The sequence below is a fragment of the Lentzea sp. NBRC 102530 genome (assembly GCF_030269365.1).
Classification (GTDB): Bacteria; Actinomycetota; Actinomycetes; order Mycobacteriales; family Pseudonocardiaceae; genus Lentzea.
Genome location: NZ_BSTF01000007.1, coordinates 25,243 through 51,083, shown reverse-complemented (window position 1 = coordinate 51,083; position 25,841 = coordinate 25,243). Strand labels below are relative to the sequence as shown.

General features: G+C 72.2%; 28 protein-coding genes and 2 pseudogenes. 20 read left to right on the top strand and 10 right to left on the bottom strand.

Features of this window, described 5'->3' with window-relative positions:
• Positions 1–9: 9 nt before the first annotated feature.
• The 7 genes from QSK25_RS19935 to QSK25_RS19905 form a co-directional block, all read right to left on the bottom strand.
• Entirely contained in the window at positions 10–3,249 is a 3,240-nt protein-coding gene (locus QSK25_RS19935) for a family 78 glycoside hydrolase catalytic domain (RefSeq protein WP_285640205.1), read from the bottom strand.
• 196 nt (positions 3,250–3,445) lie between these two features.
• Positions 3,446–4,435 (bottom strand): LLM class flavin-dependent oxidoreductase, encoded by a 990-nt coding sequence (locus QSK25_RS19930; RefSeq protein WP_285640203.1) that lies wholly within the window; start codon positions 4,433–4,435, stop codon positions 3,446–3,448.
• Positions 4,432–5,250: a T3SS effector HopA1 family protein gene (locus tag QSK25_RS19925; protein WP_285640201.1), complete on the bottom strand. Its 819-nt coding sequence runs from the start codon at positions 5,248–5,250 to the stop codon at positions 4,432–4,434. The genes QSK25_RS19930 and QSK25_RS19925 overlap by 4 nt, the downstream gene beginning before the upstream one ends.
• Complete coding sequence (lxmK, locus tag QSK25_RS19920; RefSeq protein ID WP_285640199.1) at positions 5,243–6,277, bottom strand: class V lanthionine synthetase subunit LxmK; 1,035 nt, start codon at positions 6,275–6,277, stop codon at positions 5,243–5,245. The genes QSK25_RS19925 and lxmK overlap by 8 nt, the downstream gene beginning before the upstream one ends.
• Positions 6,278–6,295: 18 nt before the next feature.
• The gene (locus tag QSK25_RS19915; protein ID WP_285640198.1) at positions 6,296–6,490 is read right to left on the bottom strand and encodes a hypothetical protein; all 195 of its coding nucleotides are present in this window, start codon (positions 6,488–6,490) and stop codon (positions 6,296–6,298) included.
• Positions 6,491–6,555: 65 nt separating this feature from the next.
• A complete protein-coding gene (locus tag QSK25_RS19910; protein WP_285640197.1) occupies positions 6,556–6,711 on the bottom strand; it encodes a hypothetical protein in 156 nt (51 codons plus the stop codon).
• A 45-nt stretch (positions 6,712–6,756) separates the two neighbouring features.
• Positions 6,757–6,924: a hypothetical protein gene (locus tag QSK25_RS19905; RefSeq protein ID WP_285640196.1), complete on the bottom strand. Its 168-nt coding sequence runs from the start codon at positions 6,922–6,924 to the stop codon at positions 6,757–6,759.
• 287 nt (positions 6,925–7,211) lie between these two features.
• On the opposite strand from QSK25_RS19905, the gene mpaB reads away from it, so the two are divergent.
• The 17 genes and pseudogenes from mpaB to QSK25_RS19810 all read left to right on the top strand — a co-directional run bounded on the left by mpaB (position 7,212) and on the right by QSK25_RS19810 (position 21,416).
• Entirely contained in the window at positions 7,212–8,189 is a 978-nt protein-coding gene (gene mpaB / locus QSK25_RS19900; RefSeq protein ID WP_285640195.1) for a daptide biosynthesis RiPP recognition protein, read from the top strand.
• Complete coding sequence (mpaM, locus tag QSK25_RS19895) at positions 8,186–8,962, top strand: daptide-type RiPP biosynthesis methyltransferase (protein WP_285640194.1); 777 nt, start codon at positions 8,186–8,188, stop codon at positions 8,960–8,962. The genes mpaB and mpaM overlap by 4 nt, the downstream gene beginning before the upstream one ends.
• The gene (gene mpaD, locus QSK25_RS19890) at positions 8,959–10,182 is read left to right on the top strand and encodes a daptide-type RiPP biosynthesis aminotransferase (RefSeq protein ID WP_285640193.1); all 1,224 of its coding nucleotides are present in this window, start codon (positions 8,959–8,961) and stop codon (positions 10,180–10,182) included. The genes mpaM and mpaD overlap by 4 nt, the downstream gene beginning before the upstream one ends.
• The gene (gene mpaC / locus QSK25_RS19885) at positions 10,176–11,270 is read left to right on the top strand and encodes a daptide-type RiPP biosynthesis dehydogenase (protein ID WP_285640192.1); all 1,095 of its coding nucleotides are present in this window, start codon (positions 10,176–10,178) and stop codon (positions 11,268–11,270) included. The genes mpaD and mpaC overlap by 7 nt, the downstream gene beginning before the upstream one ends.
• Entirely contained in the window at positions 11,258–12,379 is a 1,122-nt protein-coding gene (locus tag QSK25_RS19880) for a YcaO-like family protein (protein WP_285640191.1), read from the top strand. Before mpaC ends, QSK25_RS19880 begins: the two co-directional genes overlap by 13 nt.
• Before the next feature lie 18 nt (positions 12,380–12,397).
• Positions 12,398–13,969, top strand: coding sequence for a daptide biosynthesis intramembrane metalloprotease (gene mpaP, locus QSK25_RS19875; RefSeq protein ID WP_285640190.1), 1,572 nt, complete (start codon positions 12,398–12,400; stop codon positions 13,967–13,969).
• Complete coding sequence (locus tag QSK25_RS19870) at positions 13,966–14,673, top strand: ABC transporter ATP-binding protein (RefSeq protein ID WP_285640188.1); 708 nt, start codon at positions 13,966–13,968, stop codon at positions 14,671–14,673. Before mpaP ends, QSK25_RS19870 begins: the two co-directional genes overlap by 4 nt.
• Positions 14,666–15,307, top strand: coding sequence for a hypothetical protein (locus QSK25_RS19865; protein ID WP_285640187.1), 642 nt, complete (start codon positions 14,666–14,668; stop codon positions 15,305–15,307). The genes QSK25_RS19870 and QSK25_RS19865 overlap by 8 nt, the downstream gene beginning before the upstream one ends.
• Complete coding sequence (locus QSK25_RS19860) at positions 15,304–15,831, top strand: hypothetical protein (RefSeq protein ID WP_285640185.1); 528 nt, start codon at positions 15,304–15,306, stop codon at positions 15,829–15,831. Before QSK25_RS19865 ends, QSK25_RS19860 begins: the two co-directional genes overlap by 4 nt.
• A gap of 42 nt (positions 15,832–15,873) precedes the next feature.
• Positions 15,874–16,998: a sensor histidine kinase gene (locus tag QSK25_RS19855; protein ID WP_285640184.1), complete on the top strand. Its 1,125-nt coding sequence runs from the start codon at positions 15,874–15,876 to the stop codon at positions 16,996–16,998.
• Positions 16,995–17,654 carry a response regulator gene (locus QSK25_RS19850; RefSeq protein WP_285640182.1) on the top strand — a complete coding sequence of 220 codons (660 nt, stop codon included), beginning with the start codon at positions 16,995–16,997 and terminating at the stop codon, positions 17,652–17,654. The genes QSK25_RS19855 and QSK25_RS19850 overlap by 4 nt, the downstream gene beginning before the upstream one ends.
• Before the next feature lie 51 nt (positions 17,655–17,705).
• Positions 17,706–18,122: a DUF6892 domain-containing protein gene (locus QSK25_RS19845; protein ID WP_285640181.1), complete on the top strand. Its 417-nt coding sequence runs from the start codon at positions 17,706–17,708 to the stop codon at positions 18,120–18,122.
• A 326-nt stretch (positions 18,123–18,448) separates the two neighbouring features.
• Entirely contained in the window at positions 18,449–19,756 is a 1,308-nt protein-coding gene (locus QSK25_RS19840) for a protein kinase domain-containing protein (RefSeq protein WP_285640180.1), read from the top strand.
• Between the two features lie 143 nt (positions 19,757–19,899).
• Positions 19,900–20,094 (top strand): annotated as a pseudogene (locus QSK25_RS19835) (cold-shock protein); the annotation flags it as partial.
• A gap of 39 nt (positions 20,095–20,133) precedes the next feature.
• Positions 20,134–20,838, top strand: a complete 705-nt coding sequence (locus QSK25_RS45610; RefSeq protein WP_502881880.1) for a cold shock domain-containing protein — start codon at positions 20,134–20,136, stop codon at positions 20,836–20,838.
• A gap of 69 nt (positions 20,839–20,907) precedes the next feature.
• Positions 20,908–21,186, top strand: coding sequence for a DUF6959 family protein (locus tag QSK25_RS19815; RefSeq protein WP_285640179.1), 279 nt, complete (start codon positions 20,908–20,910; stop codon positions 21,184–21,186).
• Between the two features lie 2 nt (positions 21,187–21,188).
• Entirely contained in the window at positions 21,189–21,416 is a 228-nt protein-coding gene (locus QSK25_RS19810) for a hypothetical protein (protein WP_285640178.1), read from the top strand.
• Between the two features lie 57 nt (positions 21,417–21,473).
• Here the strand turns inward: QSK25_RS19810 and QSK25_RS45605 are convergent, their stop codons facing one another.
• Together QSK25_RS45605 and QSK25_RS19805 are read right to left on the bottom strand one after the other, a co-directional pair.
• Positions 21,474–21,779 carry a cellulose binding domain-containing protein gene (locus tag QSK25_RS45605; protein ID WP_502881879.1) on the bottom strand — a complete coding sequence of 102 codons (306 nt, stop codon included), beginning with the start codon at positions 21,777–21,779 and terminating at the stop codon, positions 21,474–21,476.
• 42 nt (positions 21,780–21,821) lie between these two features.
• Positions 21,822–22,712: pseudogene (locus QSK25_RS19805) on the bottom strand (extracellular catalytic domain type 1 short-chain-length polyhydroxyalkanoate depolymerase); the annotation flags it as partial.
• Between the two features lie 304 nt (positions 22,713–23,016).
• On the opposite strand from QSK25_RS19805, the gene QSK25_RS19800 reads away from it, so the two are divergent.
• Together QSK25_RS19800 and QSK25_RS19795 are read left to right on the top strand one after the other, a co-directional pair.
• The gene (locus tag QSK25_RS19800) at positions 23,017–23,727 is read left to right on the top strand and encodes a ThuA domain-containing protein (RefSeq protein ID WP_285640176.1); all 711 of its coding nucleotides are present in this window, start codon (positions 23,017–23,019) and stop codon (positions 23,725–23,727) included.
• Positions 23,697–24,785, top strand: a complete 1,089-nt coding sequence (locus tag QSK25_RS19795) for a Gfo/Idh/MocA family protein (protein WP_285640175.1) — start codon at positions 23,697–23,699, stop codon at positions 24,783–24,785. The genes QSK25_RS19800 and QSK25_RS19795 overlap by 31 nt, the downstream gene beginning before the upstream one ends.
• A 3-nt stretch (positions 24,786–24,788) precedes the next feature.
• Here QSK25_RS19795 and QSK25_RS19790 read toward each other — a convergent pair whose 3' ends face one another.
• Positions 24,789–25,058: a hypothetical protein gene (locus QSK25_RS19790; RefSeq protein WP_285640174.1), complete on the bottom strand. Its 270-nt coding sequence runs from the start codon at positions 25,056–25,058 to the stop codon at positions 24,789–24,791.
• A 234-nt stretch (positions 25,059–25,292) separates the two neighbouring features.
• Here QSK25_RS19790 and QSK25_RS19785 point away from each other — a divergent pair, with 234 nt between their 5' ends.
• Complete coding sequence (locus QSK25_RS19785; protein ID WP_285640173.1) at positions 25,293–25,736, top strand: STAS domain-containing protein; 444 nt, start codon at positions 25,293–25,295, stop codon at positions 25,734–25,736.
• Positions 25,737–25,841 lie beyond the last annotated feature (105 nt).

Sequence of the window (25,841 nt, the reverse complement as noted above, 5' to 3'; positions counted from 1 at the left end):
CCTCCCCGGTCAGGCACAGCGGTCCACCGTGAACCGCCAGGTGCCCGAGCCCACCGAGAACGGTTGTGCGTCACCCTCTTTCGCCAGCGCGGTCGCACCGGCGGTGGCGCGGACGCGCTCCCTGCCGAACAGCGGCACGACCACCGTGGCGGTGGCGTTGACGGGCACCGTCGCCGTGAGCTCGAACCTGCACGGGTGGTTGGTCCAGGCGGAGCCGACGGTCCCGCGCACGGTGTCGATCGACGTGGAGACGCGGGAGAGGCCGGGAGGAACCTGCGGGGCGATCCCGATCTCGGCATAGCCGGGTGACGCGGGCGTGATGCCGCCGAGCCGGGTGTAGAAGGTGGCGTTGACGCCGGCGAACATGGCGTGGTCATGGGTTTCCATGCCGGACTCGTAGGTCCACTGCTCCCACGGCGTCGTGGCGCCGCGGCTGATCTGGTAGCCGAACCCGGGGTAGCTCCGCTGCCCCAGCACGGTGGCGGCCACGTCGATCCGCCCGGCCTCGGCGAGCGCGTCGACCAGGTAGCGGGTGCCGAAGATGCCGGTGTCGAGATGGCCGCCGTCCTTGCCCAGCACCGTGTCGGCCAGCCGGGCGCCCACGGCCGCGACGCGGTCCGGTGGCACCATGCCGAACGCCAGCGGCAGGATGCTCGTGGTCTGCCTGCCACTGCCGTAGAACGTGCCGGAGGCGTCGAGGAACCGCGCGGTGAACGCCTGCGTGATCGCCGCGGCCAGCTGCCGGAAGTGCGCGGCGTCGGCCTGCAGGCCCAGTGCCTCCGCCGCTTCGGCGGTGTCGGAGGTCTGGCGGTACGACAGCGCGGTGTTGACGATCGCCCGTTCGCTGAAGCAGTCACCGGCGGTCGGGGAGCCCTGGCCCCCACCGGCGTCCGGGCCGTGGACCGGCGGGCACCAGTCCCCGAAGCCGCGGTCGTCCGGCCAGACGAGGTCCGGGCGGGTGGCGGCGTTGGCGTCGGCGAAGGCCTTCATCAGCGGATAGCTCCTGGCGAGCGACGACTTGTCGCCGTACTGCTCGTAGAGCGACCACGCCAGCGAGACGGAACCGCCGCCCATGTCCGGCTGCTGGGCGTTGTGCGCGTCGTTGGGCAGCGCGGTGCCGGGTGGGAGGTCGAGGAAGTACTTGGCGTAGAAGCGTTGCATGTCGAACTCGCGCAGGGACGCGGCGTGGTAGGCCTGCACGTCCATGCCGGGCGGCGTGCGTTCGTCGCGCACCGGGGTGTCGGTGGGCAGGCTCATCGAGTTGTTGAGCATCGCCCAGCGGTTGTTGAGCGCGATCCGGTTCAGCAGCGGGTCGGAGCTGTCGAAGCTGCCCGTGGCGGTCACGTCGGCGCGGGTGACCTTGGCGACCACGCTGTCGCGGCCCGGGGTTCCGGGGAACCCGGTGAGCTCCAGGTACCGGAAGCCGTGGTAGGTGAACCTGGGCTCGTACGTCTGCACGGTCCGGGAGTCGCCGAGGGTGTAGGTGTCGGTGGCGGCCGCGTTCCGGTTGGTCGTGGTGTCCAGCATGCCGTCGGCACGCAGTTCCTCGGCGGTCCGCAGGCGCACGGTGGTGCCCGCCGGTCCGCTGACCCGCAGTTCCGGCCGGCCGGCGATGTTCTGCCCGAAGTCGTAGACGTGGGTTCCGGGACGTGGCTGGGTGATCGCGGTGGCGCGCAGGGTCCGCACGGCTCGGATCGGCGGCGCGTCGTTCGCGGTCAGCACCGGGCTCGGCGCCTGCGCGGTCCGGACGGCGTGCCAGCCCGAGTCGTCGAAACCGGGGCTGCTCCAGCCCTTCTGTGCCAGGCGGGCGTCGTAGCTCTCGCCGTCGTAGAGGTCGTTCGCGGTGATCGGGCTCTCCGACCACCGCCACGAGTCGTCGGTGGTGATCGTCTTCCGCGTGCCGTCGGCGAACGTGACCACGATCGCCGCGATCGCCTGTTTCGGTCCCTGCCAGCGGAAGCCGTACGGGCTGAACCGCGGCCCGTAGCCGGTGCCCAGCCACATCCCGGCGGCGTTGGCCCCCTTGCGCAGCAACGACGTCACGTCGTAGGTGTCGTACAGGTTGCGCCGCTCGTAGGGCGTGCTCGCGGGCGTGAGGACGTGGTCGCCGACCTTGCCGCCGTTGAGGTGCAGTTCGTAGAACCCGAGCCCGTAGACGTGCGCGCGGGCGCTGACGACCGCCCGGTCGAGCACGAACTCCTTGCGCAGCAACGGTGAACCGGGCTCGGTCGCGAGCAGCGTGGGGTCACCACGCGGTTCCAGGCGGCCGTCGACGATCGGTGCGCCGGGGAAGCGCGGGTCCGGTGCGGTGGCGAAGTCGTCGGTGAACAGCACCGTCCCGGCCAGGTCGCGCACGACCAGGTTGTCGTACTGGGCGACCTCGGGCACGCCCTGACTGGTGGAGGAGCGGAACCCGATCGTGCCGCGGCCGGTCGTGGTCACGTCGCGCACGTCCACCTGCACGTCGTCGACCCAGGTGGTGACGGTGGCGCCGGCGGCGCGGACGCGGACGTGGTGAGGTGCGGTGACGTTGGCCGGCGTCAGCACGGGGCTCAGGTCGACCTCGCCGAGCAGCGAGTAGGAGCCGTTCGTCCTGGTGTGCGGCCGCAGCACGACCTTGCCGGGCGTGGTCACGGCGTTGATCTGCCACAGGGCGAAGGCGTCGGAGTTCTCGGCGCGGAACACCAGACTCGCGGCGCCGGACTTCAGCACCACGTCGGCGTCCAGCGTGAAGTCCTGCCACGAGTACGCGTCACCGGTGTCCGGCGTGATCCACCGCGCCCCTGCCCACCCGGCCGTGCCGAGGGTGCCCGTCTCCCACCACGAGGAGCGAGCCGGGATCGCCGCACGCCCCTTCGCGTCCCAGACCCGGACGGTCCAGTGGTAGCGGTGCTGGGGAACGAGGTCCTTGCCGGCGTAGGGGATCGCGACGGAGTCGGAGCCGGTCCGGCGTCCGCTGTCCCACACGTCCGCGCGGCCCTCGACCAGCAGTTCCGGCCTGGACGCGACCAGCACGCGGTAGGCGCTCTGCCGGTCGCCCCGCACGCCCGAGCGCAGCCGCCAGCTCAGGGCCGGGTGGGAGTCGTCGACGGCGAGCGGGGTGGTGGTGCCGGCGACGCGCAGGTCGTGCACCGTCATCCCACCGTCGGCGGTCGCGGGTGGGAGCGCTGTCACGGGTAGTGCCAAGAGGACGCAGAAGACCAGTGCGATCAAGGAGGTGGCGTTCTTCGGGCAGCGTCGACCGAACATGCGTGCTCCGCTCCTGAGTAGGCGGAAGGCGACTCGCACGGACAGGGTTGAAACGTTTCAATCACTGACCTTAGCGAGGACACCCGAGTGATCGCAATGACCGGCCGGCCGGCACATCCGTTCGCCGGCAACGTCTTCGCCCCGCTCGGGGTCGGACCTGCCGGTCGGCCGACGGGCCGGAGAGGCTCCGAGGTCGCTACCGGGGGAACGGAGTTCGTGCTGCGGGCGATGTCGCTCGCGTGGCGCGTTCATGTGTCACGAGTCCCAGCTCGCCGAGGAGGAACTCGAGTTCGCGCACGGCGACCGCATCGCCGTGCACGGCGCCGACCCCGCTGAGGTTGAGCACCACCTCGTCGACCCCGGCGGCGTGGTACTCGCGCAGGCCGGCCACGATCTCGGTGAGCGTGCCGGTGAGGAACAGGCCTTCCTCGACGAGTCTCCTCGCGCCCGCCTCGGGATCGGCCGGATCGACGGTGACGCCCGCCTGGTTCAGCATCGAGACGTAGTGCGGTGCCTGGAGATGCCGCCGGCACACCGAGAACGCCACCCGGTCGAGGTCCCGGCCCGGTTTGCGCTGGGCGACGTGCACCACCGACACCACCCTGGTCCGGCTGCCCAGCTCCGGTTTCAGCACGTCCCGGATGTAGGAGGGCGGGCACAACCACGTGATCGCCACGTCGGCCACCTCGCCCGCCAGCCGGGCCATCGCCGGGCGCAGGACGCCCACGCCGACCTCGACGCGTTCGTGCGGCAACGGCAGGAGTGCTCCGTCCAGCTTGAAGTACTCGCCGTCCAGCCGGACCGCGTCGCCGTCCAGCAGTGCGCGCACGGTGGTCAGGTACTCGCGGGTCGCGGTGAGCGGGCTGCGGTACCTGCCGCCGGTGGCCTGCTGGAAGTCGGCCGGTCCGGGGCCGTAGCCCGCGACGACGGGCCGGCCCGTGAGGACGGCCAGTGAACGCGCCTGGAGCGCGGCCTCGTAGGGGTGGCGCAGCGGCATCAGCGTGACGCTCGTGCCGACCGGGATGCGGTGTCCGAGGCCCGCCGCGTAGGCGAAGACCTGGTGTGGTTCGACCGCGAGCGCCTGGCCCAGCCACAGGCGGGTGTCCGCCCGTCGCACCAGGGACGCGACCGGGCCGATCTGGTCCGGGCGCGTGGGCATGAACGGGACGTGGACCGAGAACTTCACGACGCCACCAGGTTGCGCGCCGGATTCGCGGGGTCGATGCCCGCGAGGGTGAACTCGCGGGCCAGCACCAGTTCCCGCGCCTCGTCGCCGGGGTGCAGCAGCGCCTGGGCGAGGACGCGGGAACGGTGCTGGCCGAAGCTGAGGCCGGACATGCCCAGCCGGGTGTCGTTGGGTTCGTCGGCCACCGCCACGCCGGGGGCCAGTTCCTCGGCGAACACCGATGTCTCGGTGCCGATGCCCGGCAACGCCCGGACCGCGGCCGCCACCAGCTCGGCGCCGGGGCCCGGCAGGTACACCACGAGGGCGTCCCGGCGCGGGTACTCGTCCCTGCGCGACAGGACCTTCGCGTGGTAGGTGCACTCCGCGCGTTCCAACGCGGTCAGCACCGCGCCCCAGACCGAAGGGGCGTCGTCCGCGTTCGTCACGTGGACGTACACCCGTTGCAGGGCAGCGGCGAACTCCGCGGGGCGGGAGCTCGTCACGTACAGGAAGCCCGGCGACAACGCCGGTCGTGCGGCCGGGACCCGGATCTGGTCGCCGTCCACGGCGTCCTCGGGGAACCACACCAGCACGTCGTCCAGTTCCACCAGGACGCGGCCCGCGGACCGTCCTTTGAGGACGCCCGTGACCGTGGTCGTGCGGTGCGGCACGGCGGCGGTGAGGAGGGCTTCCAGCCGCCGGTCCCGCTTCGGCGAGAACCGGTCGCGGGCGTGCCCGGTGTGCAGCCGGGTGTACAGGTCGACCGCCAGTTCGTCGACGGTGCCGGTCGCGCCGACCGTGAGCGTTGACAGGGCGGTGGTGAGACGGTCACGCACGAGCCAACCCCAAGGTGGTGTGGAAGCGGTGCGGCGCAACGAGAATCGTGCGCGCGATGCGGAACAGGGTGTGGCCGACCCCGTCCAGTCGCGGACGGGCCATCGCGTCGATGAACATCCGGTCCAGGAGGTGCCACGCCACGAAGACGACCGCGCGTTCCGCCACGTCCGGCGAGGGGCGGGCGTGGTGGTACGCCTGCCAGAACGCCTCGACCACCGGGCGGACCTCGCGGTAGGGCTGCCAGCGTTCGGTCAGCACGATGTTCGGCACCGGTACCCGGCGGGCGGCGGCGCGGGTGCGGTCGGCGAGGTGGCGGAAGATCGCGTGGTAGAGGAACTCGCCCACGAAGCTGCCCACGTCACGGGCGGGGTCGGCCAGCCGGAACGTCTCCCAGTCCGCCAGGTGGAGGCCGTGGTCCGCGATCAGGAACTGGTCGAGGCGCAGATCGCCGTGGGTCGGTGTGCGCACCACGTCCGCGCCGCGGTCTTCCAGCGGTGCCAGCGATCGCACGATCACATCGTCCTGCTGGACCAGGTGCCAGGCTTGCAGCTGGGCCTGGCTGGACTCGGTGTACATCTCGGCGCTGATGCCGCCGAAGACGTCCTCGTGCGGGTGTTCCGGCAGTGCCTGCTCGGTCTCGGCCAGCGGGCCCGGGTCGAGGCGGTGGACGGAGGCGAGCGCCTTGCCCGCCTGTGCGCCGAGGTCCACGTCGAACGTGCGATCCAGCGCGGCCTTCTCACCGGTGCGGACGTCGTCGAGGCCGCGGAACGCCTGCACGGCGGAGTCCTCGTCCTGGCCGAGCAGCGCGGGGCTGAGGATCGGACCGGCGCACCGGTAGAACGCGGCGGTGCGGCGCAGACCGGAGGTGACCTCGGCGGGCGTGCCGACGATCCGCTTCACGAAGACGCGCTCACCGGTCGTGGTGGTGCCGAGCCAGTTGTCGTTGCGGCCCACGACGGTGGTGGCCGCCTGCCAGTCGAGGGTGCCGAGACCGAGCCGGTCCAGCAAGGAGTCGATCTCGTGCACCACTTCCCCCAGGTCGGATCAGTTCCTGTTCGCCCGCTTCCAGTCGCGCAGCAGCAGACCGGAGAACAGGGCGAGGCCCGCGACCGCGATCACGAGAAGCGCGATCCGGAGCCATTGTGTTTCCTGCACTCCGCCGAGCACGGCCAGTGCCATGAACGCGACGAGCGCGCCCTGGTACTTCGTGGTGGCGGAGTTTTTCTTTTCCGTGGCCATGTCGAAGAGCATATCGCCCTTACCCGAATAGGTGACGCCCCCGCGCGCCAGGGGCGTCGCGCACATCACGTCAACAGGCTGATGAAGATCGTGCTGACGGCCGCGCCCGCCGAAACGCCGGTCATGAAGTCACCGGCGTCGGGAGTGGCGGTCCGGTCGAGTTCCGCGACCGACAGGTCGATCGGGGAGAGCTCGTCGAAGGACAGGTCGAGCTTGGTCATTGGGTGTACACCTCCTTTCCTGTCAGTGCTGGTCAGCTGACCCGATCAGGTGAGGACGATCGTGAGCGTGATGCCCGCGACGCTCATGCTGACGCCGGTGCCGGTGAGGACGTCGCACGTCTTCTGGTCGACGCCGGCGCAGTTGCCGAGTCCTTCCAGGACCTCCAGTTCCTGGAAGGACAGGTCGAGCTCCTGCAGCGTGTTGTTCTGCACAGTGATTCACCTCCTTCCGCCGATCGGCGCGAAGGGGAACTTTCTCTTGACTCCCCAGTCAGAAGCGGGAAACGTCGATGCCGTCCCGCTGTGGCCACTCTAAGCGCCGCCGGTTCGGTTTTTTCAATCGAATCAAACTAATTGTGAGCTGAGTCACCGGCATTCTCCGACTTTCGTAGTACGCGTACAACCAGCGCGGTACGTGAAATCGATACTCCTGCCGGATGGCTTTTCCGGCGGGGCCTGCTGAGCATGGACCCACACGTTGCGGAGATCTGGGGGATCTTGTGAGCACGAATGAGCGGCTTCTTGCTGCGCTGGTCCGGCTGACCAGTGGGAACAGCCAGGTCAACACCACCGCGGGCCGCGTCGTCTTCGTGGAGTCGGCCGAGCACGCGGACTTCGCCCTGGGCCTGGGCGACTGCCCGGAGGACGTGGTGTTCACGCCCGAGCAGTTCGAGGGCGGCATCAGCGAACCCGGCGACGAGCTGTTCGCCGGCGACGGCCTCTTCGTCTACACGCAGGACTACCTGTCGACGCCGTTCCTGGCCGTCGCCGGTCCGACGATCGTGCGGATGACCGGCCAGGAGGACCACCGGGCGTTCCTGGAGGACGCGGACCTGGCGCGGTCGCGGGGCGAGTTCGTCGAACAGCTGCTGAACCCGTCGGTGTTCCTCGCCGACCAGTGCGCGCTCGGCTCCACGCACCTGTGCGGCGCGCCCGCGTTGCTGCGCCTGCACATCCGAGCCTCCGGCGAGGTGTGCACGTCGCCCGGCGGTTCGGTGCTCGGCACCGTCGAATCCACAGTGGACGAACTGGAGGCGGCGGCCGAGGTCCGCGCCGGTGACGTGTGCCTGAACGGTGTGGTCGACGCGTCCGATGTGGACGCTGCCCGGGCGGAACGCCCCTGGCTGTCGCGGTACCTGCGCACGCTGGACGTGCTGCGCGGACTGCGGGCCCAGGGCAGGGCCGGGTACCGGGTCTCCGGGTTCGGCGGACGTCTCGTCGGCACCCTGCCCGCGCTCGACGAACCGGCCGACGCCCCGCTGCTGCTGTGGAACGACTCCGAGCACCTGCTCTGCGACACCGCTACGGGACGGTTGTTCCGGCTGGGCGCGGACGCGGCGCGGCTCACCGAACTGTTGCTGGTCACCGGCTCCGGAGACGAGGCGCTGGTCTTGGCGCGCGAACACCTGGACCTCGCCGATGCGGTCGTGGCGGACGCGCTCGGCGTCGTCGCCCGGCACTTCGAGCAGGCCGCGTGAGCACCCCGCCGGGCACGGCGGGCGCGCTCGCCGAGCTGTACGGGCTGGAGCCGGTGCCGCTCTACAGCGCCGGGGCCGGGGTGTACGACGACATCGCGCGGATCGACCGCGCGGAGATCGGTGACGTGCTGAGGCTGGCGCAGCGCGCCGGTGGGCCGGTGCTGGAACTCGCCTGCGGGTCGGGACGGGTGACGCTGCCGCTGCTCGCGCGCGGGCACCGGGTGGTGGCGCTCGACAACTCGGCCGAGTTGCTGCGGCTGCTGGAGAACCGCCTGCCCGACCCCTCCGCCGCACGGCTGGTCGAGGCCGACATGACGTCGTTCGCACTGGACGAGACGTTCGGCCTGGTGGTGCTCGCGGCGACGTCGGTCTGCCTGCTGGACGCACGGCAGCGCGCCGCGGCGTTCGAACGGGTGCGCGCCCACCTCGCCGACGACGGCCTCTTCTACGTGAGCGTGCTCGACCTCGCCGGCCCGCTGCGCGCCCCACGGCCGGTGGAGCGGACGAGCGTGCTGGTCGGGCCGCGCGGTGTCACGTCGTTGTTCCAGCACTTCGACGGACGCCGGGGAGTGCGGACGACGAGCGTGCTGCACGAGTCCGTTGTGGACGGTGTGACGGCCGGACGCGCGGTGTACGTCAGCGAGATCGACATGGTCGGCTCCGGCGAACTGGTCGAAGAGCTCGGTGCGGCGGGGTTCGAGGTGCTGGAACGGCGCAGCGGTCCGGCCGGCGAACAGGTGCAGGTCCAGCTCGTCTGCGGGAGGCGCCGATGAGGTACCCGGTGTGGGAGTCGCTGGTCGCTCCCAGCGGCTACGGACGCGCCGACCGGCACGCCGTGTCGGCACAGGGCGTGCGGGTGCGGTTCGCCGACGGCAGCTCGGCCTTGTGCGCCACCAGCGGGTTGTGGAACGTCAACCTCGGCTACGGCAACCCCGTGGTCGCCGACGCGGTGCACCGCTCGTTGCTCGACTCGTCGTACCTGACGCTGTTCCGGGGTGGCCACTCACCGGCGGTGCGGGCGGCCGAGGCGTTGCTGCGGGTGTGCGGGCCGGAGCACTTCGGGCGGGTGCTGTTCTCCACCTCCGGGGGCGCGGCGAACGACGTGGTGATGAAGCTCGTGCGGCACCACCAGGCGTTGCGCGGCGAGGGGCAACGGCGGGTCGTCGTGGGGGTGAAGGGCAGCTACCACGGCCTCACCTACGGCAGCTTCGGACTGACCGGCGAACGGCTCGGGCAGGACGCCTACTCGGTCGACCAGCGGTACGTGCGGCACATCGGGTCGGCGGCCGAGTTGACGGCGTTGTTCGCGCGGGAAGGCCATCGGATCGCGGCGGTGGTGCTGGAGCCCGTGCTCGGCTCCGGCGCGCACCCCCTGCCCGCCGGCCTGCTGGCCGCGCTGCCCGCTCTGCGGGCCGAGCACGGTTTCCTGCTGGTCGCCGACGAGGTCGCCACCGGGTTCGGGCGCTGCGGAACGTTCTTCGCGTCCTCGTCCTGGCCCGTGCGGCCGGACGTGCTGGTGACGTCCAAGGGCCTGACGAACGGCACGTGCGCGGCTTCGGCACTGGTGGTGTCGCACGAGGTATGCGCGGTGTTCGAGTCGGCGGACTCGATGCTCGTGCACGGGGAGACGCAGGCCGGAACGCCCAGCAGCTGCGCGGCGATCGTGGCGACCATCGGGGAGGTGGAACGCCTGAACGCCGTCGAACTGGGCCTGGTCAACAGCGAGCGGCTCGACGGGGTGCTGGAGCGGCTGACCCGGCATCCGCTGGCGACCGGGCATCGCGGGGCCGGGTGCTTCCGGGCGCTGGAACTCGTGCCGGGGGTGGCCCAGCAGGTCGTCGAGTCGGCACGGCGGCGCGGGCTGATCGTGCAGCCGGGGCCCGACTGCGTCCAGCTGGTGCCCGCGCTGACCTACGGCACTGACGAGTTCGAGGAGCTGGAAGGCCTGCTGCTGGCCTCGCTGGACGTCGCAGGGGAGCGTGTCGCGTGCTGACGCGCCAGTCCACCCCGACGACCGTGCACGCGGGGTCGTGGCCCGCGCGGCTCGGCGGCCGGGTGACGTGGCTGGTCGACCCGAACGTCCGGTTCGACGTGCCCGGCGCCATCTTCGTCGACCCCGGCGACTCCGGTGTCGACGCGGTGCGCGCGGTGGCCGCGTCGTTCGGCGACTGCGACACCGTCGTCGGCGTCGGCGGCGGGAGCCTGCTGGACCTCGTGAAGCTCGCGAGCCTCGTCGACGTCGATCCCGGGCTGGCCGACGTGCTGACCTCGCGCGGCCGCCGGGCAGGTGTGATCCCGCTGCCCGCCGGACCCTCTCCGGTCCGGCGGCGCGTGCTGGTGCCCACGACCATCGGCACCGGGGTGGAGGTCAGCTCGGTCGCGTGCCTGACCGTGGACGGCGGCAAGCGGCTGGTCGCCGGTGCACGGCTGCGGCCGGAGGCGGCGGTGCTCGACCCGGCCCGCACCGCGTCGTTGCCCGCGCGGTTGCTGCGGGAGGGCGTGCTGGAGGCGTTGCTCCGCGTCCTCGGTCCGGTGGCGGGCGGTCCCCGCGTCGGCGGACTGCCCGACGCCGAGGCGGCGATGCTCGCGCGGGAGCTGGTGGCCGTGGGGGACCGGTTCGCCGCCGGGGACGTCACCGCCGACGGGCGCCTGCACGCGGCCGAACTCAGCGCCGCCACGCACACCGGGTGGGCGTTGGTCGGCAGGAAGCCTTACGCGGCACGGCACTGGTACCTCGCCAACGAGCTGTCGACCGTGCTGGGCGTGCGCAAGATGGTGGCGACGGCGCACGTCGTCCCCGTCGTGTGGGAACGGATCCTCTCCGGCGACGAGCGGTTCGGCGTCGCGGACCGGCTCGCCGAGGCGTGGCGGTGGATCTCGGAGCTGCCACCGGTCGAGGGGTTCCGCGAGCTGGTGCGGCGCTGGGACCTCGAACCCGCGGTGGCGCCCACCCGTCAGGAGATCGCCGCGGCGACGGACAACGCGCTGAGGGCGTGGGGCGGGACGTTGCCGATGCTCGCGGGACTGGACGCGGACGACATCGCCGGGATCTACGAGGGGAGCGTGGCGTGTTCGACCTGATCTCGACCCTCGACCCGGCGAACGGGCTCACCCGCGGCTGGGAGATGCGCGCGCCGGAAGCAGACCGTCCGATGTGGAGTGTCGCGGTCGACGTCGGCGGCGCGCACCCGGTCGGCGCGTGCGGTGCCGGTCGGATGGACACCCTCGCCCGAGCCGCCGGTGAGGCGGTGGAACGGTTCGCGCTGGTCCCCGGGGACGGGGTGGAGTCCGTGCGGGCGCGCTCGCTGCCCGGCGCGCTGGACTTCGCCGGTGCGTCGCTCGGCGATCCGCGCGCGGCCGGCGAGACCCTGCTCTGGTACCGGGGTTGCTGGATGGACTCCGGTGCACCGGTGTGGGTGCCTGCGGGCATGGTCGACCACCCGGGAGACACGCCGTGGTTCGACTCGACACCGTCCGGTGCGGCGGCCGGGCCGGACCTGGAGTTCGCGGCCAGGGCGGCGCTGCTGGAGTGGATCGAACGCGACGCCGTCGCGGTGGCCTGGGCGACCGGTGCCGGGGTGCGCCGCGTCGAGCCGCCCCCCGGACCGGTCCGCCGGCTGGTCGAGTCCGCCCGCGACGTCGCACCCCAACTGGTCAGCGTTCCCGTGCTGCCGGGCCTGACGTGCGTGGTGGCGGCGGTCGTCGACGGGCCCGCGCTCGCGGCCGTCGGAGCCAAGGCGCACCACGACGCGGACCGGGCCATGCTGGTCGCGTTGCAGGAGTCGTTGCAGGTCAGGGCCGCGTTGCTGGCCATGCGCGCGGAGTGGGGCGAGGTGACGGCGCCCGAGGTCGTGCGCGACGACGCGGACCGCGCGCGGCTGTACCTCACCCCGGCCGCGGTGGCGGAGGTGCGGGAGCGGCTGCACGACCAGCCGCTGACCGAACTCGCCTCGGGCCCGGCGATGACGCTGGACGAGCTGGTCGCCGCCGTCGTCGCCGATGGTGGACGGCCCGCGCTGGTCGACCTGACCGCCCGCCTGCCGGAGCTGCACCGGGCGATGGGGTGGCGCGCCGTCAAGGTCGTGGTGCCGGGCTACCAGCCGTTGCGGATGGACGAGCGGCACGTGTTCGGGTGGCGGCACGACCGGCTGAACGGGGCGGTCGGGTCGTTCCCGCATCCGCTGATCTGAACCGACCTGGGGGAGAAGATGACGACAGAGGTGGTGCGTCCCCGGCTGGCGCCGTGGATCGTCGTGCACGCGCCGATGGCCGACGGAGCACCGTGGATCGTGGAGCGGCCCGGCGCGAACCCGTTGCGGGTGAGTGCCGACATCGGTTCGCTGTTGTCCGCTGTGGACGGTCGGCGGGACGTGGCCGCGCTCGCCGGTCTGCTGGGCACCCGGTGGACGCCCGAGCTCGTCGGCGGCGCGGTGCGCAAGCTCGACGACCTCGGGTTGCTCGACGGCGCCCCGGAACCCGAACCCGAGAAACGCGTCGTGTGGCTGTCGTGGACGACGGTGCAGTTCCGGCTCGTGCGGGCGGCCAGGGTGCTGGACCCGTTGCGGCCGTTGCTGGTCCGGCTGCCCGGGCCGGTGATGATCGGGCTGGCGCTGCTGCTTGCGCTGGGCGGCGTGGGGGCGCTGGTGGTGCTGCCCCTGGGCGACGCGCTGGGCTCGCCGCTGCCGGTCGAGGCCGCGGGGTGGATCTGGGGCGGGATCGTGCTCACCACCGTGGTGCACGAGTTCGGCCACGGCGCGACGCTGACGCACTACCACGGCCGTCCCGGCTGGCTCGGCGTGATGCTGTTCTACCTGACGCCCGCCTGCTTCTGCGAGGTCACCGACGGCTGGCGGCTCGGGAGGCGCAGCCAGCGCGTCTTCGTCGCCCTGGCCGGCGTCGCGGTCCAGACGAGCGTCGCCGGGGTGGCGGCGCTGGTGGCGCTGGCCGTGCCGGCCGGGGACGCGCGGACGACGCTGATCGGGTTCGCGGTGGTCTGCTACCTCAGCGGAGCCGTCAACCTGCTGCCGTTCGTGAAGCTCGACGGGTACCTGGCGTTGATGGCGCACCTGGACATCCCGCGGCTGCGCGACCGGGCGATCAGCGACGCGCGGGGCTGGCTCGCGTCGGGACGGCGGCACGAACGCGACCTCCCGCAGCGGTGGGTGCTCCCGTTCGGGTTGGTGTGCCTGGTGTTCCCGGTGCTGGTGCTCGCGCTGGCGTTGTCGAGGTGGACGCACCTGCTGCTCGGCGCGGGCCGGGTCGGTGGCGCGCTGGTGCTGCTGATCGTGGCCGCCCTCGCCTACTGGGCCGGGCGGGGGCTGCTGCGGACCACGTGGACCGCGCGGCTCGCGTCGCTGGCCGTCGCGGGTGGTGCCGTGGTGGTGGCCCTGCTGGCGTTCGTGCCGGTGCGCAACGACGTGCAGGGCGGCTACGTCAGCAACGGGACGTCGGTGCGGCTGGCCCTGCCCACCGGCGCCGCCGAGGTGCCCGTCGGGGCGCAGGTGGTGTTGCGGCGCACCGGTTTGGTGTCCGGGACGGACATCGGCGCCGCGACGGTGGACGGCAGGCCGCAGGCGGGGGAGGTGCCGCTCGGCGCGTTCCTGCCGTTCCGCTCGGACACACCCGCCGAGGCACTCGTCGTGCCGTTGCGGGGCGCGGTGCCACCCGGCGTCGGCGCGGCCCACGTCGTGGGCGAGGACGTGCCGCTGGGCACGTGGCTGGCGGACAACTACCTGCTGCCCGCGTGGCGGCAGGTCTTCGGACAGGAGGGGAATCGATGATCGAGTTCCGGGACTTCACCAAGCGCTACGGCGACCTGACGGCGGTCGAGGACCTCAGCTTCGAGGTCCGGCCGGGACGCGTGGTCGGCCTGATCGGGCCGAACGGGGCGGGCAAGAGCACGTCGTTGCGCGGGCTGCTGGGGCTGGCGCGGCCGACGTCCGGTGCGGCGACCGTGTTCGGCGTTCCGTACGAGCGGCTGACGAACCCCGCCCGCCGGATCGGGGTGCACCTCGACGGGCTCGGGTTCGAGACCGGCATGACCGGGCGCCGGCACCTGCAGATCTGTGCTGTCGCGGCGGATGCGCCGCGCGGCCGGGTCGACGAGGTGCTCGACCTGGTCGGGCTCGCCGACGCCGGCAAGCGGCGGCTCGGCCGGTACTCGACCGGCATGAGGCAACGGCTCGGGCTGGCGACCGCGTTGATCGGCGACCCCGAGCTGCTCGTGCTGGACGAACCGGCGAACGGCCTCGACCCGCAGGGCATCCGGTGGCTGCGGAACTTCCTGCGGTCGTTCGCCGACGGCGGCGGCACCGTGCTGTTGTCGAGCCACCAGCTGGCCGAACTGGCACAGACCGTGGACGAGGTCGTGATCATCAACGGCCGCCGGGTGTTCAGCGGATCGCTGGACGAGCTGACCGGCGGTGGCGCGCACCACCTCGAAGACCGCTACTTCGAGCTGGTCGAGGAGGGCGTCCGTGCGTAACGCGCTGCGGTCCGAGCTGCTCAAGGCCGGCAGCGGGTTCTGGATGCTCGCCGTGCTCTCCTACGGGCTGCTGCTGCCGTTCATCATGTGGAGCTTCTTCGGCGGTGAGCCTCGGGACAGCCTCGTGGTGGCACCGGTCGCGGCCGCCTTCACCGGCTGCTACCTCGTCACCCGCGACTACTACTACGGCTCGATCCAGCGCGTGGTGTTGTTCAACGCCAAGGAACACGTGTTCCTCGCGAAGCTCGTGGCGGGGCTCGTCGGCGGTCTCGCCACCGGGGTGATCGGCGTGCTCGGCTGGGCGCTGCTCTCCCCGTTCGAGTGGCGGGTCGCGGCCGGGTGCGTCGTGGGGTGCGGACTGGCCGGGGTGTTCGGGGCCGCGGTCGGGTGGGTGCTGCCGAACTACTACCTGGCCACGTTCGTCGCGCTGGTCGTGCCGCTGACCGCGGGGACGGCGCTCGCCACGTTGTACCCGGAGGTGGGGAAGTACCTGCCCTCCAACGCCTTCGCGGGCGTGATCGGGGTGACGCCGGGGTTGCTGCCGGTGTGGGGGAGCGCCGGGCTGGCGCTGGCGTGGGTCGCCGGGGTGGCGTTCGCCGGGCGCGCCCTGTTCCTGCGCCGGGAACTGTCGTGACCGCGCTGCGGGCGGACCTGATGCGGCTCGGCTCGGACCCGATGCTGCTCGGGTTCGCCTTCGCCGCCGCCGTCCTCGGGCTGGCAGGGTCGCCGGACGTCGTGCTCGTGGCGGCGTTGTACCCGGCCGTGCGGTACACCTACGAGCTGCGCCGGGGAACGATGGCGCGTGCCGTGCTGCTCACCGGGCGGCAGCCCGTGCTGGCCGCGCGGGTGGTCACCACGCTGCTCGGGGGAGCGGTGATCGGAGCCGCCGGCGTGCTCGCCTCGCTGGTGCCGTGGGCGACGACCGACGCGGAGGTGCTGCTGACGGCGCCCCTGGCCGCGGTGGCCGGGCTGTTCGCCGGGGTGGTGCTGCGGAACTACTTCCTCGCGCCGCTGGCGGTCGTGCTCGTGCACATCGGCGGCGAGCTCGTGGTCGTGACGTGGCCCGTGCTCGGACCCCAGATGGGCGTGCTCGGGGTGGGCGGGGTGCTGGTCGCGGGTGTTGTGGCGTGGCTCTCGCTGAGCCTGCGCGACCTGTGACGGAACTGCGGCTTTACTCCATTGGCCGGATACTGGTCGCTCGTGTGGATCAAACGCCCGCTTCTCACCGACTCGCTGCTGGCGTTGGTGCTGATCGTCCTGCACCCGCTCGTGCTGCGGGCGGCGGACGAGCCGGGCCTGCCGCCGGTCCTGCTGGGCGTGGCGGGCATCCTGCCGCTGGCGGTGCGCCGTCGTGCACCCCGTGTGGTGTTCACGCTGGTCCTCATCGCCGCGACGGTGCTGATCGCGCGGTACGGGACCGTGGGCGGCGTGGGACTCGCGTTGCAGGTGGCGCTGTACACGGTCGCCGTGCGTGAGACGTTGCGCGTGACGCTGAGCCTCACCGCCCTCGTCGGCGTCGCCGAGGTGACCAGCGTGGTCGCGGGCGTGCACGAGATCCAGCCGGTCAGCCTGCTGTTCGACCTCGTGATCGTCGTCGGCGCGGTCGTGCTGGGACGTGTGGTGCGCCGCAGTTCCGAACGCGCGCGGCAGCTGGAGCTGGCCGTGTGCGAGCTGGAGGCGGCCCGCGAGCAACTGGCCGAGGAGGCCGCGATGCGCGAACGCGCCCGCATCGCCCGCGAGCTGCACGACATCGTGGCGCACAGCCTGAGCGTGATCGCGGTCCGCGCGGGCGTCGGCCGGGCGATGGCGGACGACCCGCGGCTGGCGCGCGATGCCCTGGAAGTCGTCGAGACCACCGCCAAGGAGGCGCTGTCCGAGATGCGGCACCTGCTCGGCGCGCTGCGATCGTCCCCTTTGGACACATCGCTGGAACCACAGCCGGGCCTGGACCAGCTGGAGGCGCTGACCGCGTCGATGCGCGACGTCGGCCTGGCGCCCGTGCTGGTCCTCAGCGGCGAGACGTTCCCGATGACCGCGGGCGCGGAACTGACGGTCTACCGGATCGTGCAGGAGGCGCTGACGAACACGCTGCGGCACTCGTGCGGCCCGGACGTGACGGTCGAACTGCGGTACCTCGCCGAACGGCTGGAGGTCGAGGTCACGAACTCGTCGAGCACCGAGGCCGGCACACCCGGCCACGGCCTGGTGGGCATGCGCGAGCGCGCACTGGTCTACGGCGGCTCGCTGGACGCGGAACGGTTGGCGGACGGGCGTTTCCGGGTGAAGGTCACGCTGCCGCGCGAGAAGCAGGAGGCCCTCCGATGATCCGCGTGGTGGTGGCGGACGACCAGCCGCTGGTCCGGGTCGGCTTCGTGACGTTCCTGGGAGCGCAGCCCGACATCGAGGTGGTCGGCGAGGCGGGCGACGGCGCGGAGAGCGTCCGCGTGGTCAGCGAGACCAAGCCCGACGTCGTGCTGATGGACGTGCGCATGCCCGCGTTCGACGGCATCGAGGCCACCCGCCGCATCGCCGCCACGTTCGGCCCGAGCATCGCCGTGATCATCCTGACGACGTTCGACTTCGACGAGTACGTCTTCTCCGCCCTGCGCGCGGGCGCCTCGGGCTTCCTGCTCAAGGACACCAGCCCCGAGGACCTCGTGCAGGCGGTGCGGGCGGTGGCGTCGGGCGACGCGCTGCTGGCGCCGGCCGTGACGAAGCGCCTGATCAAGGAGTTCGTGCGGAGCCCGGTCGTCGGGCCGGGCGAGCTCGACGCGTTGACCAAGCGCGAGAACGAGATCATGGTGCTCGTCGCCCGCGGGTTGTCCAACAGCGAGATCGCCGAGCAGTGCCACCTGTCCGAGGCCACGGTGAAGACACACGTCAACCGCTTGATGAACAAGCTGGAGTTGTCGTCGCGCGCTCAGGTGGTGGTCGCGGCCTACGAAGCCGGACTCGTGGTGCCCTCCCGGTTCTGCGGTTGACCAGGGCGTGGTCTGACAGCTGACGGTTCTGGAGACCTATACGGTGCGGGTATGAGCCAGCCGATTCCCTTCGTCGACGCCAAGTTCAAGCTCGCCGTCGTCCAGGAGCTGATGTACAACCAGGGACTCCTGCCGAGGTTCGACCTGCGCGAGTACGCGGCCGAGCAGGGCTTCACCTACGACGACGGCAGCTTCGAGGCGGTACCGGAGGCACTCGCCTACTTCGCGGCGCTCGAAGTCCCGGTCGAGCTCGCGGAGAAGGTCACCGAGATCTACATGGACGGCGGCAACGAGATCTACCTCGAGATCGCGCCGGGCTGGGACGGCGAGGACGGCCTGTTCGACGTCCACGAGTTCGCCGATGTGCGGCACTTCCCCAACCTGAAGTCGATGACGCTGCTCTACACGGGCAACGAGGAGGCGCTGACGGCGCTGCGTGCCCAGGGGATCGAGGCGGACTGGCTCTGACCGGCCGCTCCTGATCGGCGTTCACCGCGCCCGTCCGCCGGCTCCCGGCCGCTTCAACGGAGGTGGTCCCGCACCGCACCCCAGGCCGTCCGGTCCGCCGTAGGAGCGCAGCATCGTCGCCGCGCCTCCCTTCGGGACGACGACCGGCCACGCCGTCCAGCGGCGGCGGTGAGTTTGCGGTCGTGCCGTGGTCCGCGGCTGGATCGACGAGCGCGAACCCGAGGCGCAGGCCAGACCACCAAGCCTGGTTGTGGCACCCCGCAGGCGCGCGAACCCGGCCCGCGCGGAGGTGGCCGACGGTCGGCCCGGCCAAGTAGCGTCGGCCTGTGCCAGAAGAGGGTGAGGTCATCGCCGGGCGGTACCGGCTGGTGTCGTCGATCGGGCGAGGATCGATGGGGGTGGTCTGGCAGGCGCGCGACGAGCGGTCGGACCGCGTGGTCGCGGTCAAGCTGCTCACCACGGACCGGCGGTCCCCGGACGCGGTGGCGCAGATGCTGCGCGAGGGCCGGGTCGCCGGTCGGCTGCGGCACCCGCACGCGATCAGCGTGTACGAGGTCGTCGAGCACGACGACAAGCCCTGTCTGGTGCTGGAGTACCTGCCCTCCCGCAGCCTCGCGGCGCTGATCGCCGAACGGGGCGCGCTGTCGCCGGGTGTGGTCGCGGCCGTGGGCAGGCAGGTCGCCGCCGCGCTGGCGGCGGCGCACGCCGAGGGCATCGTGCACCGGGACGTCTCGACGTTCAACGTCCTGCTGGCCGAGGACGGCATCGCGAAGATCACCGATTTCGGCATCGCCCGCGCGGTCGGCGAGGGCACGGTGACCGACGCCCGCCTGATCGTCGGCACGCCGGCCTTCCTGGCGCCGGAGGTGGCGGCGGGCGAGGCGGCGACGTTCGCCTCGGACGTGTTCTCCCTCGGCGCGACCCTCTACGCGGCGCTGGAGGGCACGCCGCCGTTCGGTGTGGACGACAACCCCTATGCGCTGCTGCAACGCGTGGTGCGGGGAGAGTTCGAGCCGCCGCGGTCGGGTGGCCCGCTCGGCGACGTGCTCGTGCGCCTCCTGCGTCGTGACCCGGCCCGACGCCCGACGATGGCCGAGGCCCACAAGCTGCTCGCGGCGGTCGCGGAGGGACTGCCGCTGCCCGCCGGGCCCCCGAAGAGCGGGACGCGGACGTTGCTCGTCCGCCGCCACCCGCCGCGCCGGGTGATCGCGCTGGTGGCCGGTGCGGCCGTCCTGGTCGCCGGCGGTGTCGTGATCGGCACCGCCGTGCGCGGAGACCGGCCCAGCAGCAGCGCCCAGACCGGCTCCACCACGACGACGACCACGGCCGCGACCGCCTGCGACGCCCGGTACGAGATCACCAACTCCTGGCCGGGCGGCTACCAGGTCGAGGTGACCGTGCGCAACACCGGCGCGGACGGCCTGACCGGCTGGACCACCACGTGGCAGCCGGCCGCGGGCCACACCATCGGCAACCTGTGGAACGGCACCCTGACCCGGAGCGCGGCCGCCGTGACCGTCACCAACGCCGGCCACAACGCCGTGCTCGCCGCCGGGGCGACCACCTCGTTCGGGTTCGTCTCCGCCGGTCCTGAACCCGCTCGCCCGGCCGTGACCTGCTCCAGCGCCGGCTGAACGCCGGCTCACCGGTCGCCGGGAGCAAGGCGAGGTGACTCGGTGGTGTGCTCACGGCGGGGCTGCCGGGCGTCGGGATCAGGACGCACCCACGGCACCTGGGACACTGGACCCCCGACCACCCGCCAGACCAGGAGTGCACCTTGCAGCAGGGAACCGTCCGCTGGTACGACCTCGAGCGCGGCTTCGGCTTCCTCGCCCCCGACGACGGCGGCGACGACATCTTCGTGCACGTCTCGCAGGTGCAGGGCGAGGGCGCGGCCCGCGCGTTGCGCGAGGGCCAGACGGTGGAGTTCGAGACCGGTGAGGGACCGCGCGGCCCGCAGGCGCTGCACGTCACCGTCACCGGGGACGCCGCGCCCGGCGCGACCCTGGGCGTGCTCGCCACCGTCTCCTGGTACGAGCCGGCCAAGGGCTACGGGTTCGCCGCGCCGGACGGCGGGGGCGCGGAGGTGTTCGTGCACTCCTCCTCGATCGTCACCGGGGGCGTCGTCGCCGCCGGGCAGCGGGTGGCCTTCGTCGTCACCGCGGGGGAGAGGGGGCCGCAGGCCCAGCACGTGGTGCCGCTGAGCTTCGACGCCGGGGTCCGCCGAGCCCCTCTGGCCGCGGCCGGCGACGGCGCCGACGGCTCCGTGCTGTGGTTCGACGAGGAGAAGGCGTTCGGCTTCGTGGCCGCCGACGACGGGGCGGGCGACGTCTTCCTGCACGTGCGCGCCCTGGTCGACGACCGGTACCTGCCGGTCGAGGGCGACCGGGTCACGTTCACCGCGGTCACCACGGACCAGGGGCGTCAGGCACGCGACGTGCGGTTCGTGGCCGCCGGCGAGCCGGTGGAGGCCGCCACGACCCCCGGCCAGGCCCGTCCGGGTGCCCGGCCCGCGACCCGCGCCGGTGACGGCACGGTGGCCCGCTACGACGCCGACCGCGGCTTCGGCTTCATCACCCCCGACGCGGGCGGTCCCGACCTCTTCGTGCACGTCTCGGTGGTCTCTGGCGAGACCCTGGAGGCCGGCGACCGGGTGCGCTTCCGCATTCGGCAGAGCGACCGGGGCCCGCAGGCCGACGCCGTCGAGCACGCCTGACCGTCCGGACGGTCAGGCGACGCCGCGAAGGCGAACCCCAGCACCACCTTTCGCCCCGTGGAGATGACAGTGGACGAATCGACCGACGCCGCCGAGGTGCTGGCGGTGGACGGGAACTTCGCCGTGGTCCAGCTGCCCGGCAGGAACTTTCCTGCCGCGGCGATCCAGGGAGATTCCCTGAGCGTGCTCCGAGACACGATCAAGGAACTCTCCGGGTGCCTCGCCGAAGGTGATCTCGACGAGGCCGAACATCCGCTCGCGGAGATCGAGTCCGTCATCTCGGCGATGATGTCCACGTACGAGGACGCTTCCCGGGAACGTGGGTTCAAGCTGCCCTACGCCACCTGATCATGGACACCTGGTCACCGCTCGCGGTGGTCGACGTCGGCGCCCCGGGGCCGGTCGCCGACGTCGCCGTGGCCTCGGTCGGCGACGACGTCGAACTGGTCGCCGCCGACACCACCGGGCCGCTCCGGCACGCGGTGCTCGGCGACGGTGCCCGGGGCCGCCACGCTGACGCCTGCCCCTTCGCCGGTGACCCCGGCACCCCGTCCCGGGTGACCCTCACCGGCCCGTGACGCCTGGCCGATGCCGCGCGACCGCACCCCGCTGGTCTGGGACTCCGCCGTCCCCGGTCAGCCGGTGGAGCAGGTCGTGCCGTTGAGGGCGAACGACGTGGGCGCGGCCGTGTCACCGGTGTGGGTGGCCTGGAAGCCGATCTCGACGGACCTGCCGGGCGGGATCGTGCCGTTGTAGCCGGCGTTGCGCGCGGTGACCTGCCCGGTCGGCGGTGCGTAGGTCGCGTTCCACCCGGAGGTGATGGTCTGCCCGCCCGCCAGGGTGAAGACGAGTGACCACCCGTTGATCGCGGTGGTGCTGTTGTTGGTGACGGCGAGGCTCGCGGTCAGGCCGTTGTTCCAGGCGTTGACGGTCGTCTTCACGCTGCACGTGCCCGGCACGGGCGGGTCCGGATCGGGGGTGCCGGTGATGCCGAAGAACTCGATCGCGGCGGCGGCCATGCCGGACGACGGCAGGCTGTGCCCGGCGCCCTGGATGCTGTAGGCCTCGACCTGGCCGCCGTAGCGGCTGCGGTTCCAGCCTGCTCGCGGGGTGTCGGTGGACGTCGGTGTCTGGCTCAGGCCGAACACGTCGGTCCACTGCTCGATCTCCTCCTGCAGCAGGGAGTACGGCACGAGCGTGTCGGCGGTGCCGTGCCACAGCTGGATCCGGGGGCGGGGGCCGGTGTAGCCGGGGTAGGCCTGCCGGACGAGGTCGCCCCACTGCCGCGGGGTGCGGTTCGCGCCGCCGTTGCCGGTGCACCTGCTGGCGCCGGGCGGGTAGTCGGCGGCGTTGGCGAAGCAGTGGAAGGGCACGCCCATGAAAGCCGCGCCCGCCTTGAAGACGTCCGGGTAGAGGGCGAGCATCTCGTTGGTCATCATGCCGCCGGAGGACGACCCGGTGGCGAAGACGCGGCCGGGGTCGCCGCCGTAGCGCCGCTGGACGTAGGTCACCATCGAGACGATCGACACCGGATCGCTGCCACCGCCCCGGCGCTTGGCGGCGTCGGACCAGGTGTCGAAGCACTTGCCGAACCCGGCTTCCTGTTGCGCGCTCGGGTAGATGACGACGAACCCGTGCCGGTCGGCGAGGGACGCGAACTCGCTGCCGGAGTGGAAGCCGGGGCCGGAACCGCCGCAGCCGTGCATGGCGACCACGATCGCCGGGGTGGCCGGGCGGTTGTCGGGCACGTAGACGTGCATCCGCATCCCACCGGGGTTGTCGCCGAAGCCGGTCACCTCCACCAGGGAAGCAGCGGAAGCCTGTGGTGGCAGCAGGATCCCGGCGACGGTGAGCACCGTGACGACGAGGGTCAGGAGAGTTGATCTGCGTGCGGTCACACCGACCTCCGGTCAGGGGTTCCGGAACCGAGGAGCCAAAAGGTATTCAGATCTGTGACGGCCGTCAAATAATTGCCGAACGAAATTGGTGAGGCGTTCGACGAACGTGCGCCGTGAGGTGGGCGAACTCCCCGGGACCCGCGTCGAATCCGGTGTGGACGATCGACAGCCGCTTTCCGGTCCTTGACCGATGGTGACGTGCGCGGCACTGTGCAGTGCGGGGCGCCGGTCGAGCGGTTCCGTTGCCGGGCGAGTGGTAAGCGGTTTCCAGGGGGTGTGCGTGGCACGGCCGAAGGCACTGGTGGTCCGCGGTGGGTGGGAAGGTCACCACCCGGTGGCGGCCACCGAGTTGTTCCTCCCGTTCCTGGAACACGGCGGCTACGCCGTGCGGATCGAGGAGTCGACCGAGGTGTACGCCGACGCGGCCGAGATGGCCCGCACCGACCTGATCGTGCAGTGCGTGACGATGTCGCAGATCACGACGGCGCAACTGGCGGGGCTGCGCGCCGCGATCGAGGCCGGCACGGGCTTCACCGGCTGGCACGGTGGCGTCGCGGACTCGTTCCGCGCGTCGTCGGACTACCTCCACCTGGTGGGCGGCCAGTTCGTCACGCATCCCGGCAAGGAGCCGTGCGAGCGCCAGGGCACGCAGGAGGACAACTACCTGCCGCACGAGGTGAACATCACCGCGCTCGGCCGCGAGCACCCGATCACCGCGGGGATCGAGGACTTCGCACTGGTCACCGAGCAGTACTGGGTGCTGCACGACGACCTGATCGACGTGCTGGCCACCACGACCCACCCGGTCCGGCCGTGGCACCCGTGGCACCGGCCGGTCACCTGCCCGGCGGTCTGGACGCGCCGGTGGGGCGCCGGGAGGATCGTGGTGACGACACCGGGGCACAGCCTCGACGTGCTGGAACACCCGAGTGTCCGAGCCGTCATCACGAGGGGGATGTCGTGGGCGACCCGCACCGCGTCGGCATCGTAGGTCTCGGCTTCATCTCACGGGCGTACCTGGACACGCTGCGCGGGCGTCCCGAGGTGCGCGTCACCCGGGTCGCCGACCTCGACAGGACCCGGTCGGACGCGGTCGCGGCCGGACTACCGGGCACCGAGGCGGTCGACGTCGAGCACCTGCTCGCCGGCGGGGACGTCGACACGGTGCTCAACCTCACCGTTCCCGCCGCCCACGCCGAGATCACGCTCCGCGCCGTCGACGCCGGCAAGAACGTCTTCGTCGAGAAACCGCTCGCCGTCACGTTCGAGGACGGCCAGAAGATCATCGACCGGGCCGCGTCCGCCGGTGTCCGGGTCGGGTGCGCGCCGGACACCGTTCTCGGCACGGGTACGCAGACCGCGCGGGCGGCGATCGACGGCGGGCTCATCGGACGCCCGCTCTCCGCGACGGCCGTGATGGTCACGCCGGGGCACGAGCGCTGGCACCCCGACCCCGACTTCTACTACACCGCGGGCGGCGGCCCGTTGCTGGACATGGGGCCGTACTACCTCACCGCGCTCATCCACCTGCTCGGCCCGGTGCGCGCGGTGATCGGTGCGGCCAGCCGCCTGCGCACCGAGCGCGTCATCGGTTCCGGCGCGCGGACGGGCCTGCGCATCCCGGTCGAGGTGGACAGCCACGTCTCCGGCGTGCTCGAACACGCCAACGGCGCGCTGACCACCATCACGACCAGTTTCGACGGGGTGGCCACCACCGCCGCGCCGATCGAGGTGCACGGCGAACTCGGCACGCTCGCGGTGCCGGACCCGAACCACTTCGACGGCGAGAACCGCCTCTTCCCGCTCGGCGGCACCGGGTGGCGAACCCTGCCCGCCGCCGCGGGTCACGCCGGCGCGGGGCGGGGGATCGGCCTCCTCGACCTCGTCGCGGCGGGTGCGGAGGGGACTCCGCGCGCCGGCGGTGAGCTCGCACTGCACGTGCTCGAGACGATGACCGCCGTGCTGCGGTCGGCGAGCGAGGGACGGCGGATCGAGCTGACGACCACGGTGGAGCGGCCACCGCCGGTGCCGCTCACCCCGGCGCGGTGAGCGTCACGCGACGTCGCTCAACGGCAGCACACCGCTCATCGAGTCGATCCGGTCGTCGTCGCGGACGAGGTGAACGGGGCGGTCGAACCGGTACTGCACGACCTCGCGGGCGGAGTCGGTGGTGACGATGCGCACGACGTGGCCGTGCCGGCTGACGGCGGCGGCGCGCAGCGGCACCCGGTAACCAGGCCACGGCTCGTGCCAGAACCACTGCCCGGCAACGACATCGGCGGCGATGTCGCCGACCCGCGTCTGTACGACCGACGTGTTCATTCGTCCCTCTCGAGCCGGAGCGGTGGTGGAGCTCGCCAGGAAGGTTCCCCGTTCCGGGCGAAGTCACGCTCACTCCTTCGCGGTACACGGACGCCGGGGGCGGGTTTGCTGTTCGCCGGATGCGTCTTTACGGTGAGGGCGCAACGCGCTGATCGTCATCTCGAGCCACGGGAGTCGGCACCTGACATCGAGCGCTGACTCCCTGCTCGCGGGGTCGGCAGGGAAGAGCAGCTCATGTACGCCCGCCCGCGCGAGGAAGCGGTGTCGTTGTCCGTTCACACCAGTCATCACAGCCTCGACGGAGCCCTGCCCGTGGTGGTCGTGGCGGGCGCGCTGGACCACGTCGGCGCCCGGCTGGTCGGAGCGGCGGTGCTCGACCAGGTGGCGCTCGCCCCTCCGGGCGTGATCGCGGACCTGCGCGCGGTGACGTTCCTCGCCGCCACCGGGATCGAGTCGTTGATCAGCACCGACGAGTCCGCCCAGTCGGCCGGGGTCAGGCTGGCGCTGGTGGCGGATCAGCACGCCGTGATGGAACCGCTCCGGGTCACCAGCTGCGACCTCGTGCTGGACGTGTTCGAGAACGTGCCTGAGGCTTTGTGGGCGTTGCTCAGCTGGTGGCCGCAGCCGAGTCCGGCGGGGCACCCCGCCGACGGCCTGCACGCCGAGCCCGGCCGGTAGCGCGGCGCCCGCGCCACCGGCGAGGCGGTCCCAGTGCGCCGCTCACGCGCCCAGATGCACGAGCCGGCGGTTCAGGGTGGACGTGGCTGCTCTCCGAGGGGTTCC